The 14,350-nt window shown below is 50.1% G+C and carries 13 protein-coding genes; 6 read left to right on the plus strand and 7 right to left on the minus strand.

The window, feature by feature from the left end:
• The 3 genes from QOL74_RS15525 to QOL74_RS15535 form a co-directional block, all read left to right on the plus strand.
• A partial coding sequence (locus QOL74_RS15525) for a hypothetical protein (RefSeq protein WP_283410420.1) occupies positions 1 to 204 on the plus strand: 204 nt, incomplete at its 5' end.
• 58 nt (positions 205 to 262) lie between these two features.
• Positions 263 to 1,606 carry a permease gene (locus tag QOL74_RS15530; RefSeq protein ID WP_283410421.1) on the plus strand — a complete coding sequence of 448 codons (1,344 nt, stop codon included), beginning with the start codon at positions 263 to 265 and terminating at the stop codon, positions 1,604 to 1,606.
• 8 nt (positions 1,607 to 1,614) lie between these two features.
• Complete coding sequence (locus QOL74_RS15535) at positions 1,615 to 2,394, plus strand: TIGR03943 family putative permease subunit (RefSeq protein ID WP_283410422.1); 780 nt, start codon at positions 1,615 to 1,617, stop codon at positions 2,392 to 2,394.
• Between the two features lie 169 nt (positions 2,395 to 2,563).
• Here the strand turns inward: QOL74_RS15535 and QOL74_RS15540 are convergent, their stop codons facing one another.
• Positions 2,564 to 3,337 carry an ATP-binding protein gene (locus QOL74_RS15540; protein ID WP_283410423.1) on the minus strand — a complete coding sequence of 258 codons (774 nt, stop codon included), beginning with the start codon at positions 3,335 to 3,337 and terminating at the stop codon, positions 2,564 to 2,566.
• A gap of 413 nt (positions 3,338 to 3,750) precedes the next feature.
• Between QOL74_RS15540 and tdh the strand changes: the two genes are divergently transcribed.
• The 3 genes from tdh (at position 3,751) to QOL74_RS15555 (ending at position 7,243) form a co-directional block, all read left to right on the plus strand.
• Positions 3,751 to 4,779, plus strand: coding sequence for an L-threonine 3-dehydrogenase (gene tdh, locus QOL74_RS15545; RefSeq protein WP_283410424.1), 1,029 nt, complete (start codon positions 3,751 to 3,753; stop codon positions 4,777 to 4,779).
• A gap of 40 nt (positions 4,780 to 4,819) precedes the next feature.
• Positions 4,820 to 6,016, plus strand: coding sequence for a glycine C-acetyltransferase (locus QOL74_RS15550; RefSeq protein WP_283410425.1), 1,197 nt, complete (start codon positions 4,820 to 4,822; stop codon positions 6,014 to 6,016).
• 63 nt (positions 6,017 to 6,079) lie between these two features.
• Positions 6,080 to 7,243: a dicarboxylate/amino acid:cation symporter gene (locus tag QOL74_RS15555; protein ID WP_283410426.1), complete on the plus strand. Its 1,164-nt coding sequence runs from the start codon at positions 6,080 to 6,082 to the stop codon at positions 7,241 to 7,243.
• Between the two features lie 100 nt (positions 7,244 to 7,343).
• Here QOL74_RS15555 and QOL74_RS15560 read toward each other — a convergent pair whose 3' ends face one another.
• The 6 genes from QOL74_RS15560 to QOL74_RS15585 form a co-directional block, all read right to left on the minus strand.
• Entirely contained in the window at positions 7,344 to 8,363 is a 1,020-nt protein-coding gene (locus tag QOL74_RS15560) for an alpha-hydroxy-acid oxidizing protein (RefSeq protein WP_283410427.1), read from the minus strand.
• A gap of 201 nt (positions 8,364 to 8,564) precedes the next feature.
• Positions 8,565 to 10,562, minus strand: coding sequence for a methyl-accepting chemotaxis protein (locus tag QOL74_RS15565; RefSeq protein WP_283410428.1), 1,998 nt, complete (start codon positions 10,560 to 10,562; stop codon positions 8,565 to 8,567).
• Positions 10,563 to 10,630: 68 nt separating this feature from the next.
• Positions 10,631 to 11,362 carry an oxygen-insensitive NADPH nitroreductase gene (nfsA, locus tag QOL74_RS15570; protein ID WP_283410429.1) on the minus strand — a complete coding sequence of 244 codons (732 nt, stop codon included), beginning with the start codon at positions 11,360 to 11,362 and terminating at the stop codon, positions 10,631 to 10,633.
• A 34-nt stretch (positions 11,363 to 11,396) separates the two neighbouring features.
• Complete coding sequence (locus QOL74_RS15575; RefSeq protein ID WP_283410430.1) at positions 11,397 to 12,368, minus strand: ArsA family ATPase; 972 nt, start codon at positions 12,366 to 12,368, stop codon at positions 11,397 to 11,399.
• 13 nt (positions 12,369 to 12,381) lie between these two features.
• A complete protein-coding gene (locus QOL74_RS15580) occupies positions 12,382 to 12,675 on the minus strand; it encodes a DUF7990 family protein (protein ID WP_283410431.1) in 294 nt (97 codons plus the stop codon).
• 72 nt (positions 12,676 to 12,747) lie between these two features.
• Positions 12,748 to 14,322 carry a CYTH and CHAD domain-containing protein gene (locus QOL74_RS15585; protein WP_283410432.1) on the minus strand — a complete coding sequence of 525 codons (1,575 nt, stop codon included), beginning with the start codon at positions 14,320 to 14,322 and terminating at the stop codon, positions 12,748 to 12,750.
• Between the last annotated feature and the right edge of the window lie 28 nt (positions 14,323 to 14,350).

Raw genomic sequence — 14,350 nt, forward strand, 5'->3', positions numbered from 1 at the left:
AAAAAGAATAAAAATTTGACAAAAAAAGTAGCCGCAAGGCTTACTTTCAAAGGATCTTATGGATTCAACTTTTCGGTTTTGCTGTCAAACTCACGCGGCAGCTGGGCTGAAAAGGGCACTCAGCTCTCAACAATCTGCATTTCGGAAAATCAGGGAGATATTCTTGTCTGTTCTATATGCAAACGGATTGCATATGTAGTATAATGGGCAACAGAAAAGATTCATCTTCATCAATCAATCTCTTGCGTAAAGGATGATGCATATGACAACCAGCACCCTGGCTGGCCGCCGTGACAGTCGCAGCCTCATTATCACTCTGGCGATTCTGGCAATGGTATTACTGATTTGGGCAATGGTGCAGTCCGGGAGTGATTCTTTTCTGGTGCAGCGTTCAACCCTTGAAAACTTCAGCACGATTTTTATCAGTATTGTACTGGAAGCTTTCCCCTTTGTTCTTTTTGGGGTGTTTGTCTCCTCGCTGATTCAAATCTTTGTCACCGAAGACATGCTGATCCGCTGGATTCCACCTCAAAAGCTGCCTGCGCTACTGGCAGCCTCCCTAATGGGCATTTTCTTCCCTATTTGCGAATGTGCCAATGTTCCTTTGACCCGCCGTCTCATTGCCAAGGGTGTCCCCCTTCATGTGGGAATCACTTTTCTCATGTCAGTGGCCATCATGAATCCGGTGGTCATGCTGTCCACTTACTATGCCTTCAACGGCCAGTGGCACATTGCCCTGTTAAGAGGTTTTCTGGGAATGCTGGGAGCCATCATCATCGGCTATGTGGTTAGCCTGATGAAACACCCTGAAAAAATGCTGCGTTTAGGCGGAGAGACCGCCTCATGTGACTGCGGCCATGATCATGGCCACCTGCATGGTCATGACACTCATGTTCACAGTGATGCCTGTACCCATATACAGAGTACAGAACACGACTGTGGTCGTACACACCACTTCGAACACGACTGTGATCATACAGATGACTCATGTTCCGGAAATCACGGTCACACCATCCCGGCCCATGCTTCTCATGACAATATTACGCTCCACGAGCATGAGCAAACCCATGAGAATCATCATACCCACGAACCGTCTCACACCCATACCTCTCACAGTGAACCCCTCTGTGGATGTGATCATTCCCACGAGGCATCTGCTGTCGGCGGCTTCTTTAAAGATCCGACACTGAACCGCTTTTTCGGACATGTGACCAACATTATTCACCACACCAGCCTGGAACTCTATGCCGTGGGACGTTTTCTCATCATGGGCGCTTTTATTTCATCTTTTGTGCAGACCTTCCTGCCACGTAATCTGCTGATGTCCATCGGAGAACGCCCGGTGGTTTCCATCCTGATTCTCATGGCCCTGGCTTATGGTCTTTCTCTCTGTTCAGAGGCGGATGCCTTTATCGCCAGAACCTTCGTGGGGCAGTTTACCTCCGGCGCGGTGGTGGCCTTTATGATCTACGGCCCCATGATTGATGTGAAGAACACGTTAATGCTGCTGGATGGTTTTCAAACCCGATTTGTGGTGCGCCTCATCGCCGTCACCACTGTTGTCTGTTTCTCGTTTGCGCTCCTCATTAACCTTGTGGGATGGTAGGTGAAAATATGAAAAAAATCAATTGGAACGAATGCTGCTGGTTTTTAATCTTGCTTGGTTTCAGTGTGTATCTGTATCATTTGCTGTATTCCGGCGAAATTCTGTACTTTGTGCACCCCAGAAGTGTTAAGTTCACCACCTTGACCATGCTGGCTTTCTTTGTCCTCACCATCTTTCAGGTGAAGCGGCTGTCAGACACTTCCCGTCGCCCTGTTAAATGGGGCTACTTGCTGTTCCTGCTGCCTCTCCTGACAGGCGCACTGGTGGCTCCCAAAGGAATCACCGAAGAAATTGCCGTGACAAGAGGCATTACCGTCGCCGCCCAGGACCGATCAGGGTTTTCGCTTTTTTCACCCGACACCAACCGACGTATCGACTATACACGGTACGAGGTGCTGGAAATCGACGATGTGTTCTTTGATGATGCCCTCAACGAAATCCGCAATGATATTCCCCGTTATATTGGTCAGAAAGTGTCCCTTTATGGGTTTGTTTTCCGCCAGGATCATTTTGATGAACAGACTCTCTTCATTTCCCGCCTCTTAATTGTCTGTTGTGCCGCCGACTCCCTCATAACAGGTATTTTGGCCGATTATGAAGGTGCAGATGCCTTTGAAGACTATACGTGGGTCCAGGTCACCGGCGTCATTGATCAAACCACGTATTATGACCCCTGGGTGGATAAAACCTACGAAGCTCCTGTGGTTCGGGTGGAAACCATTGAGCTTCGCGAAAAACCCGATGTTCCTTACGTCTATCCCCGGAACTATGCAGGCCCGGAACATTAGCGTCACAAAAAACCATCAAACAGTGAAGGGAGGGCTTAACGCCCTCCCTTCACTGTTTTTCCAACCTCAAGACCATGATGAATCGGGCTGATCTCTTCTTTTCCCATAGTCATATTTGCTGATACAGCTCCTGCAGACCGGCCATGACAATGAGCCGGTTTCATTTCATCTATCCCTGAAGCAGGGTGCCGTCGGTGCCGATGGTGACCTCTCGATAAGGCACAATGACCTGAGCTGCCAGCATGGCCTGACGAACTGCGCTCACAATGCCCCCACAGCAAGGCACCTGCATACGCGTTACGGTAATGCTTTTCGGGTTATTGAGCCGAAATATTTCCGTTAATTTTTCCTGATAATGCTGGTTATCATCCAGTTTGGGGCATCCGATGAGCGTGATCTTTCCTTTAATGAAATCCCGGTGGAAATCTCCGTAGGCGTAGGCAGTGCAGTCAGCAGCAATGAGAATATCTGCCCCCTGAAGATATGGCGCCTGGGGGTGCACCAAGTTCAACTGCACCGGCCACTGGGATAGTTCAGAGGGTGCCTGATGGTGATCAGCATGCACTTGTTCATAGCTCTCATGGGAAGATGATGCTGTTGATGTGGTATGATCTCGTTGGATAGCTTTTGCTGCCATTCCGGGACATCCACAGGGAGATCCCGCTGGTGCCGTCTCTTTCACAACAGCTGCCTCACGGGCTTCACGTTCGCTGATGCGCTGCATCACCAGTGCTTCATCATAGGGTGCCGCTTCCCTTTCGATCATCTTGATGGCACCTGTGGGGCATTCGGGCAAACAGTCGCCCAGTCCGTCACAGTACACATCACTAATCAGGCGGGCTTTTCCGTCCACCATTTCGATGGCACCTTCATGACAGGCAGTGACACACAGTTCGCAGCCATTACACAGTGCCTCATTGATCTCAATAATTTTTCGGTTCATTGGATAACCTCCGTGTTCAACGTTTTCTTTTATTGTAGTATTTCAATACCTATTTGTCAATATTAATTTGTTTTATTTTTTTGTCCTTCTGGTAAGGACGTTTGAATTATTTTATGAGACGGTTCCCTGTCTTGAGTTCTTGTATTCGTTGATATTGCTTTATCGAATAGACTTATTGCTATTTTTTATGCTGTTTGGGTGCTTTGACAAGTGGACGCAAGCTGATTATACTCAAAGTAAATCAACTTGCTAATCATAGGTTTTTCAAAACCGTCATGTAAACGTTTCCTCAATGACCTGGTGTTACTTTCAAATGATGGTGCCTGTCAAGGTATGAGCTTCATGATTTCAGTCAGGAATGAAAAACGAATGACCCCTGTGGGGGAGAAGGAAAAAGAAGGGATGATGCTATGATGAAAGCATTGGTAAAAAAACACCGGGAGCCGGGTCTCTGGCTTGAGGATGTTCCAAAACCCGAAGTTGGCAAAAATGACGTTTTGATCAAGATCAAGCGCACTTCTGTGTGCGGTACTGATGTGCATATTTACCAATGGGATGACTGGTCACAAAAAACCATTCCTGTTCCCATGACCATAGGTCATGAGTTTGTGGGAGAAGTGGTGGCCATTGGTGAAAATGTCCACGATGTTCACATAGGCGAAATGGTCTCCGGTGAAGGTCATGTTGTCTGCGGCCGCTGCCGTAACTGCCTGGCAGGCAGACGCCACCTGTGCAACAGCACCAGTGGTGTGGGGGTGAACCGTCCGGGTGCTTTTGCCGAGTACCTGGCTATTCCCGTTACCAACGTGTGGCACTGCGACCCTACCATTGACATGGATATTCTCAGCTGCTTTGACCCACTGGGAAATGCGGTGCATACTGCTCTCAGCTTTGATTTGCTGGGCGAGGATGTCCTCATCACAGGTGCCGGCCCCATTGGCATCATGGCCGCCGCTGTGGCCCGCCATGCCGGTGCCCGCCATGTGGTGATCACCGATGTGAATGATTACCGGCTTGAGCTGGCTCAAAAAATGGGAGTCAGCCGGGCAGTCAATGTGCGTACCACCCGGCTGAAGGATGTGATGGATTCTTTGGGCATGAAAGAAGGTTTTGATGTGGGCCTCGAAATGTCAGGTAACGCTTCGGCTTTTCAGGATATGATTCAAAACATGTGCCATGGCGGTAAAATCGCAGTGCTGGGAATTCAGCAGCCGGAAACTTGCATTGACTGGAACACCATTGTTTTCAACGGTCTCACACTGAAGGGCATCTATGGCCGTGAAATGTATGAAACCTGGTATAAAATGACAGCCATGATTCAGTCCGGGTTGGATATTTCTCAAGTCATCACCCATAAATTTCATTATACTGAATACGAGAAGGCTTTTGAACTGATGGCATCCGGCCATTCAGGAAAAATCGTACTCAACTGGGAAGATTAACCGGCATGGGTGCTTCTTCCCCACAGAAAGGATGAGTCTTATGTTCACACCAGCTACGCAAGAGCACTACTCCCAGCTTCTTGACGGCATTCGTCACCAGGGGCTCTGGAAAACTGAACGGGTACTTTCAGGGGCACAAAGTTCACGAATCAACACCACTTCAGAAACTGATGTGATCAATCTCTGTGCCAATAACTACCTGGGCCTCTCCAGCCATCCACGAGTGGTGGCCGCTGCCAGAGCGAGCTATGACCAGTGGGGCTACGGGCTGTCATCAGTGCGGTTTATCTGCGGTACCCAGTCGGTTCATAAAGAGCTGGAGGCGGAACTGTCCCAGTTTCTGGGAACAGATGACACCATTCTCTACTCTTCCTGCTTTGATGCCAACGGCGGCCTTTTTGAAACCCTGCTTTCCGAAAAAGATACCATCATCAGTGATGAACTGAATCATGCCAGTATCATTGATGGTATGCGGCTGTGCAAAGCCAAAAAACTCATTTACAAGAACAACAACCTTGAAGACCTTGAAAACAAGCTGAAGGAGCGACAGCCGGGAGGCATTACCCTCATCGCCACCGACGGTGTTTTTTCCATGGATGGCATCATTGCCAACCTCAAGGGAATCTGTGATTTGGCAGATGCCTATGGTGCTCTGGTGATGGTGGATGACAGCCATGCCGTCGGTTTTATGGGAAAAACCGGCAGGGGAACCCATGAGCACTGCGGTGTCATGGACCGGGTGGATCTCATTACCGGCACCCTGGGCAAGGCTCTGGGAGGTGCCAGTGGCGGCTACACCAGTGGACGCAAGGCCTTGATTGAGCTTCTGCGGCAGAGGAGCCGCCCCTATCTTTTTTCCAACACGCTGGCCCCGGCCATTGCCGCTGCATCACTGGAGGTTCTGAAAATGCTTTCAGAGTCCACCGAGTACCGGGACCGGGTGCATGAAAATACTGTCTACTTTCGTAAACAACTCACCGATATAGGTTATACCATTATTCCCGGAGAGCACCCCATTGTTCCCGTTATGCTGGGGGATGCGGTGCTGGCACAAACCATGGCTGAAGATCTTTTAAAGCGCGGCCTCTATGTGGTTGGTTTCTTTTACCCGGTGGTGCCCGAGGGGAAAGCCCGGATTCGCACCCAGGTGTCAGCAGCTCACAGCCGGGAAGATCTTGACCAGGCACTGGATGCTTTCCGCGGTGCCTATGCTCATTTTGAAGCATTAAAGCAGTGATAACACCGGTTTTACCGGTGATTAAAACAATATATCTAACATCAGAGAGGAGTTTTTTGTATCATGAAAAACATGGGTTTGATTCCCAAACTGCTGCTGGGGATTGTGGCAGGGATTATCATCGGTCTGACCATGCCTGGCCATGTGGGGCGTGTGCTCTACACCTTCACACAGATTTTTGGTCAGTTGCTGGGTTACATTGTTCCCCTCATTATCATTGGCTTTATTATTCCCGGTATTGCTGAACTGGGGGAAAAAGCCGGCAAACTGCTGGGAGCCACCGCTGGTATTGCTTATCTTTCCACCCTGGCAGCGGGGATTGTTGCTTTCTTTATTTCCAGCCTGATTATTCCCGCTATCATCACCGAAGGGGTTGCCGCCACCGATTCTGTTGGTCTGACGCCCATCATCGAGCTGAGTATCCCACCGATCATGGGTGTGATGACAGCCCTGGTGACAGCCTTTATTTTCGGTCTTGGCATCAACTTTCTTCGCCACGAAGAATCAAAAACAGCCCTTTTTAATTTTATGGAGGAATTTAGAACCATCATTGTACGGGTCATCACCAAGGTCATTATTCCCCTGCTGCCTTTTTACATTGCCGGTATATTTGCCGACATGGCTGCTGCCGGTGATGCTTTTACCACGCTGCGTGTATTTGGACAAGTCTTTGTGCTGATTATTCTGATGCATGTGGGTTACCTGCTGGTGCTTTACACCATCGCCGGCTCCCGGGCAGGTAAAAATCCCCTGGTGGCACTGAAAAATATGCTGCCTGCCTACGCCACTGCGCTGGGCACCATGTCCAGCGCCGCCACCATTCCCGTCACGCTGCGCAGCGCCAAAAGCAACCAGGTTTCTGAACAGGTGGCCGACTTCGTGATCCCCCTTTCTGCCACGATTCATCTGGCAGGCAGTACCATTACCCTGGTGGCCTGCTCCATCGCTGTGCTGGCCATGAATGGTATGGCACCTGTTTTTGGCGATTACCTGCCCTTCATCGTGTTGTTGGGCGTTACCATGGTGGCTGCTCCCGGAGTTCCCGGCGGTGCTGTTATGGCTGCCCTGGGATTACTCTCTTCCATTCTTGGTTTTTCGGAAGCCAACCTGGGACTGATGATTGCCCTTTATATGGCACAGGACAGTTTTGGAACCGCCTGCAACGTCACCGGAGACGGCGCCATTGCCCTGATCATCGATTCCTTTTACCAAAAGAAAACCGCTTAAGGCAGCCTAAGAAGCACTTTCAACATTCCATACAATCACCAACAACCCCGTTCCAGAACTTCCTGGAACGGGGTTGTTTATTTTCTTCACTTGATATGATTTAGCGCTTCCAGCACTTGTCAGGCGTCGCATCTGCCAGGGAATGGCAGCCGGTCATGATCATGGCTTCTTTCAGTTCCTGGCCTATTTTTTCGGCATAAACACGCACACCCTCCGTACCGCCGCCATAGGCGGCAACCGCAAAAGGTCTGCCAATGAGAACGGCATCTGCTCCCAGCGCCAGGGCTTTCAGGATATCTTCTCCGCTTCTGAAGCCACCGTCGATGAAGATGGTCAGCTTTCCCTTGACCGCTTCGGCAATGGCAGGCAGTACTTCAATGGTGGATGGGGCGTCATCCATGACCCTGCCGCCATGGTTGGAGACCACGATGCCTGCTGCTCCTGCTTCCAGCGCTTTCAGTGCACCTGCAGGAGTCATGATACCTTTTAGAATCATGGGGAGTGCAGTGCTGTCACACAGTTCTTTCAGTTCTTCCACCGATTTGTTGTACACCGGGGTGCCGGCCATGGCCAGCAGCACCAGACCGGCGGCATCCACATCCATGGCCAGGGCTGTGACCCCATGGGCTTCTGCCATGCGGATTTTCTGCAATGCCATGGCGTTATCCCAGGGCTTGATGGTGGGCGCTCCCACACCTTCATTATCCTGAATGATTTTCAGCGGCCCTTCATAGTACTCCATTTTGGCACCGTCTCCGGTGAAGGCCATGATCCCGGCCTCACGACATCCGGCCACCATATGCTCATTGTAGGTTAAATCATTGAGGGATGGGTGGTAGTTGATTTCCAGTGCACCAATGGGTGCAGCAAAGAATGGAAATCGAAACTTCTTGCCAAAAAGAGTCACACTGGTGTCAGTTTCTGTCGCCGGTACCAGGGTGTCCAGATTCAGACTTGTTTCACGCACCATCACCCGGTTGCGGATAAAAGAACTGCCCAGCCCCTTGCCACCCACTCCCGGCACCTGCCCCCGGCAGGCAATTCCATTGCAGTCTTCACATACTTTACATTTTTCTTTTAAAATACTGCGGGCCTGGCTTCTGATTTCCTGATACTTCATAGTTGCTTCCTCCTGTTTCATTAAATGACAGTCTGAGGCAGCCTGGCAACAGGCTGCCTCAGACTGTAGACAAAATACAATGAATATAAGGGATTTGGTAAAGGACAGCCTTGGAAATCTTGTTTTGAAATCAGCTGGCCTGGCCAAAGCCCTTTGTCTTCAACCTCAGGCAGCCTTGAAACAGGCCGCCTTCTCTGCAGTTTATATTTTAAACTGATTCACCAGATTTTCAAGGGTTTCGGTGATATGCGCCATTTCACGGGCTGCCTGGCTGGTTTCTGAAGCACCGCCTGCTGTATCTGCTGACACGCTGTTGATATCCACCACATTTTCAGCAATTTCATTGGAACCCTGGGCGATTTCTTCTGATGAACGGGCCACGTCTTCCACTTTTCGGGAAACCTGTTCCACGTTACTGGCCACCTCGTTGGAAGCAACTGCAATCTCACCGGCGGAACGTGCCAGCTCATTGACGCCCTCGGCAATTTCTGCCACACTTCGGGAAACATCTTCCGCATTACCGGCTACCTGTGTCATTTCCCGGTTCACTGCCTCCACCTCCTGGGAAGCATTGATGGCTGCCTCTGATATGTCACCGGTGGTTGCTGACTGTTGTGTCACTGCGGCGGCAATGGAATTGGTGATTTCAGTGATTTCTGTAATGACATCACCGATTTCTTTCACCGAGCCAACGGCATGGCTGGTACTCGCCTGCATGGTCTCAATTTGATTGCGAATCTCTTCAGTGGCTTCACTTGTTTGTCGGGCCAATTCTTTCACTTCATTGGCCACCACTGCAAAACCCTTGCCTGCTTCGCCGGCACCTGCAGCTTCGATGGCAGCGTTCAGCGCCAGCATGTTGGTCTGATCAGCTATATCATTGATCACATTAACAATTTTTCCCACTTCATTGGAGAGCCGGTTTAACTGGATAATGGTCTCATTGGTCTCATGGGCTTTTTCTTCAGCATTGGCAGTAATTTGAATGGAACGTTCACAGCTGCGGCTCACTTCATTCAAAGAGAGATTAATTTCTTTAATGGCAGTCACCACACTGGTCACCGCACTGGAAACATGATCGGTTGATTGGGAAGTGCTTTGAATTTTGGCTGAGATGTCATTGACCAATGCTGCCACATCTTTGACACCCACCGAACTTTGCTCGGAGGCAGAGGCCATGTTTCTCAGCGTGGCATTCATTTCTTCAATGGCTGCACTGACAACTCCCAGACTACTTTTCACTTCGTCGGAAGCCTGGGCCGTGCCTGCAATGCTGGCGGTGATTTCTTCCACCGCCGCACTGACCGTCTCCACCTTGGAGTTCAGTTCTTCACTGTTTGCGGCCATTACTTCTGCCACTTCGCCCAGATTGGCAGAAGACTTGCGCAGGGTATTGGTGGTAACCTGAATATCCTGCACTGTATGCTGGATTTTTTCCACAAACTGGTTGAAGTATCGTGCCATAAGCCCCACTTCGTCATTGGATTGAATCGCAAGACGCGTGGTCAAATCTCCTTCACCCTCGGAGATATCTTTCAGCATGGCCGTCATGCGCCCAATGGGACGTATGGCATTTCGGTTAAGAAAAACACCCACCACAAGGGCAATGACCACTGCTGCTGCGATCAGGAGCAGCGTCAGTGTCAGCAGGGTTTGCTGTGTCGTGGTGGATTGCTGCTGGAGATCACCGGAAAGCACTCCATAGGAATCGTTAATCCCTGTCATAATGGCCCTCACTTCCCCCAAATGCAGCTGCGTCACTGTGCCATAGGTATTCACAGCTGTTTCAACGTCTCCCCGGTTCATGGCAGCAATGATGGTTTCGGCACTTCTATGTAACTCAATATGAGGCTGCTCCAGATCGCGAAACTGCTGCTGAAGGTGTGAAGGCAACAACCTGAATGTTTCTGTTTCAATGAACTCGTAATACCATCGCCCAAGACCGCAGGCGGTATGGTCCAGGGAACCGTGAAAATCGTCTCCTTCAAAAACGGTGCGGCTTAAATCAGCACTCCAGTCCAAATGGTCAATTTCCCGTTCCCTGATAAAGCGGGTCATCAGCAGATTGTCTTCCACTTCACCGCCAAGGTGAGCCACATTCAGATTGCCAAAATAGGCGGTGGCACCCAGTATCACAGAGACCAGCCCCAGTATAAACAGGGATAAAATGATTTTTGCTTTAATGGAAACATTGTTCATGGCATCAAATCCTTTCTGTTGTCACGTCATTTTTGTGTTTTTTTATATTTTTCGTTCATACTGTTTTTCTATTTCAGCTCAAATCCCTGGTCTGTGAGATACCTACGCATATGGGGCCGCATTTCTCTGGTCACTTTTTCTGCCACAGTCTGAGTCCATGTTTGATTGCGTTGATTGCTGCCCCGGCTGTTTAGATACGCCTGAAAAGTGTGGTCATACTCCTTTAACAGTTCACCGTCTTCATGATAGGTTTCTTCCATTAATACCAGGGGCAATGGCAGCCTCGGCTTCACCTGAGGGTCCTGTGCCGGGTATCCAAGCGACATACCAAAGACGGGATAGACCTGCTTCGGAAGTTGGAGGAGATCCGATACTTCACGGGGGTGATTGCGGATGCCTCCCACATAGACACCTCCCAATCCCAGTGATTCTGCGGCCACCAGCACATTCTGACCGAAAATACCCGCATCCACACTGGCAATAATGAACTGTTCTGTCATGCCAGGCACCATTTTCACTCCCTGTACCTCACAGGCCATTTGCCAGCGATGCAGGTCAGCACAAAAGATCAGAAACAGAGGTGCTTCTTTCACATGCATCTGATCGCCGCACCAGGTTGCCAGTTGCTCTCGTTTTTCAGCGTCCCGCACCCGAATCACGCTGTAGGCTTGCAAAAAACTGGAAGTGGCAGCATGTTGCCCGCAACTTATGATCTTCTCCACCACGGCATCTTCCACCGGCTGATCCAGAAATTTTCGGATTGATCGGTGATTTTCCAGTAAATGGATCACTTCATTCATATCCTCAGCACCTCCATCAATTCATTCTGCCGATTCACGCTGTTCCTTCCACACCGTCTGCTTCTTTTATTTCCAACAACGGAGCCAACCAAACTGCCATTTTTTCCAGAGTTGTTTCATCGATTTCCATCTCCATAAGGGGGATATGAAGAATGCGCTGGGCAGGGAACTTCTGGCTGATTTGACTCAGGTAGCTGGATTCAATCACTTTGCGTTTCTGCCAAAATCCGGGCGGTTGATCATCAGGTAAGATGCGATTTACCACCAGGTCATTCACTGGAATTCCATGCTTTGCCAGCACACCAACCGCCTTGGCCGTTTCTTCCACTGGCAGACGTTCCGGATTCAGTACAAATACAAACCGAAGGCGCTGCCTGTCCAGCAGCACTTCCCGGGCCCTTTCCAGATTGGCTTTGCGGTTGCTGAGCAGCGTGAGCACCGGATCCTTTGCCATGATTTCTTCCGCTTCATGCCCTTTACGCATGGCCATTCCCGAAAGTTTCAGGGCATGTCGGCGTTTCTCCATCAGCCTGTCAAGCCATGCCCCCAGCAGTTCAGGGAGGGCCATCAGTCGCAGGGTGTGTCCCGTGGGAGCTGTGTCGAAAACCACCTGATCAAAATCGTTCCCGTTTTCATTGATAATTTCCACCATCTTATCAAAAAGAGCGGCTTCCTCTGACCCAGGCGATATGGAAGCTGCATCCAGCTGTTTTTCGATTTCTTCCAGGATCACCGGACTGACCACTTGAATCAGGTTGTTTTTCACCCGGTTAATGTACCGGGTGCTTTCCTCTGCCGGGTTGATTTCCATTCCAAAAAGGAAGGGTGCCAGTTCAGTCACCTCACAGCCAATACGGGCATGAAAAAGATCCGCCAGCGAATGGGCCGGATCAGTGGAAACTAATAAGGTTTTTTGCTGATTTTTGGCACACAGTAACGCGAAGGCAGCTGCGCAGCTGGTTTTTCCCACGCCGCCCTTACCACCAAAGAAGACAAATCGGGCCATTCCCATCACCTCCTTAACAACACCAGTCGTAAGTGCTCCAACGTTCTGAGAGAATACTTTTTCTTTCCATAATGCGCCGCTCCCAGCCCTCCAGGTCTTCTGCCATGTAGGGCAGCAGCTCAATGGTGTAGTAGGACAGGGGCAGGGGAATGCCCAAAAGATCAGCATAGCAGAGCAACATGAAATTATCCATTTCATCCAGGGCTTCTTTTTTCAGAAAAGCCGTTGATTTACCCTCCATATCAAATGCACTGCCGAAAAATTCTTTCAGCGCCTTTTCCAGTGACAGCCATTTTTCTTTGTCCATTGAAATCGCTTCTTTCCATTGGATTAATGAAGCCTTGTTCATCGTAACCGAAGACTGATTAATAAATGATCATCAGAGCCTGGTGCTGGTTTTTTTCCAGAAGCGTGCCAGTTGGTGATTGAAGGCAGTTTCCCGTTGCTGCTGCCATCCTTCATATCGCCCGGCCTGGCGCATCAGCTCAACATCAGCCGGATGATCCGATACCCAGCGTTTCATATGTTTCATCTCACAGTGAACATCGTGCAGATCACCCATCAGCGTCTGCAGCTTTTTCATGGTCTTGACTGTCTTTCTGGGGATGTCTGGCAATGCCGGTGAGAGGCTTTCCATCACATACCGGATTTTTTTGCCCTGTATTCGCAGGCGATGGAGCTGTTGAATATCTTCCAGCCCGGTGCAGCGCCCCTTGGTCTCAAAACGTTTCACCCAGCGGCGAAGCCTCTTTTCTCCAAAGTCGGCCAGTAGACGGTCACCCATGTCATCATCCACCGACAGTTCTTTCGTCTGGCGCCAACAGGCCAGCAGCCGGGTTGTCATTTCTCCCTTCCCGAGGGAATCATACAAAGGCCGACGTGCCAGTGCCACCTGCTGATCCACGAGCGTCTGCATCAACGGGGCCGCTTTCGGCTCATCTGCAGATTCAAACGCATGGATAAACTCCTGAAAATGAACTGCCAGCACATCAATCTCTCTCAGTGGAGACCATTGATTGCTCCACCTCTGAAGGCTTGTCTGGAGTGCTTCTGCCTGGGTCTTGTTCAATGCGGGTCGCAGAAAAGAAATAAGTGAACGAAGACGCCGCAAGCTGACCCGCAACTGATGGAGGTGTTCCGGCATTTCAGGTTCATGGTGCAGGTTCTGAAAACTGCTGATCACATCGGCAAAACCTTCTTTAAGCACTCTGGGTACGGCCTGGGCCAATGTTGATGTCTTGGCCTGCTCTTTTGTCAGCAGTGCTTTTTTTTGATAACGGGCTTCTTTTGACTGGCTGCCCGGGACCAGTTCCAGCATTTGAAGCCCCCTGTGAAACTTACTGTCATCACCGGGGGCCACCGCCATGTACTTGGATATATGTTCCCCCAGCTCCAGCAACACCAGTGATGACCCTTCTTTTAGTTCCAGCTCCAGTTCATTGATTGGCATTTTTTTGGTTTCGGTCTCAATGACCCCTTCATCCAGTGCCAGTTCAATCCGTGTACCCGACGAATGCTGCCAAAGTGCCTGAGTGCGTTGAAATCGGGTGGTCATAAGAGGCACAAGGGGTTGATCATCTGTCAGCTTCATAAGAACAGATCTAATTTTTTCGTCTTCAAGGAGTGTCAGATCCGGCTGCCCTTCCGGCAGCGGGGAGTTCCACTCCTCACGCCGATGAAGGCCCCCTTCAACGGTTCCCATCCCCTTGACGGTTGCCATCCACCCCGTTGCCTCCCTCCGAACCCGATAGGTATATCCCTTCTGCAGCAAGTCATGATCAGGGGTATCGTAATAGGTGCTCACCAACATATCGGTAACCGGTTTTGATTGGAGCCCCTGGCGAAGATGGGGAATACGCCAGAAAACAGAGTGGTCCGGTGATTGCAGCAATAACAGCTTAAGTTCAATTTCCTGTGTCTCCCGGTAGTCACCGGATTCTCTGGTCTCACTCATTCCGTTACCTCCTGTTTTGCTTTTTTCA

Source organism: Anoxynatronum buryatiense, from assembly GCF_900182905.1.
Classification (GTDB): domain Bacteria; phylum Bacillota; class Clostridia; order Peptostreptococcales; family Tindalliaceae; genus Anoxynatronum; species Anoxynatronum buryatiense.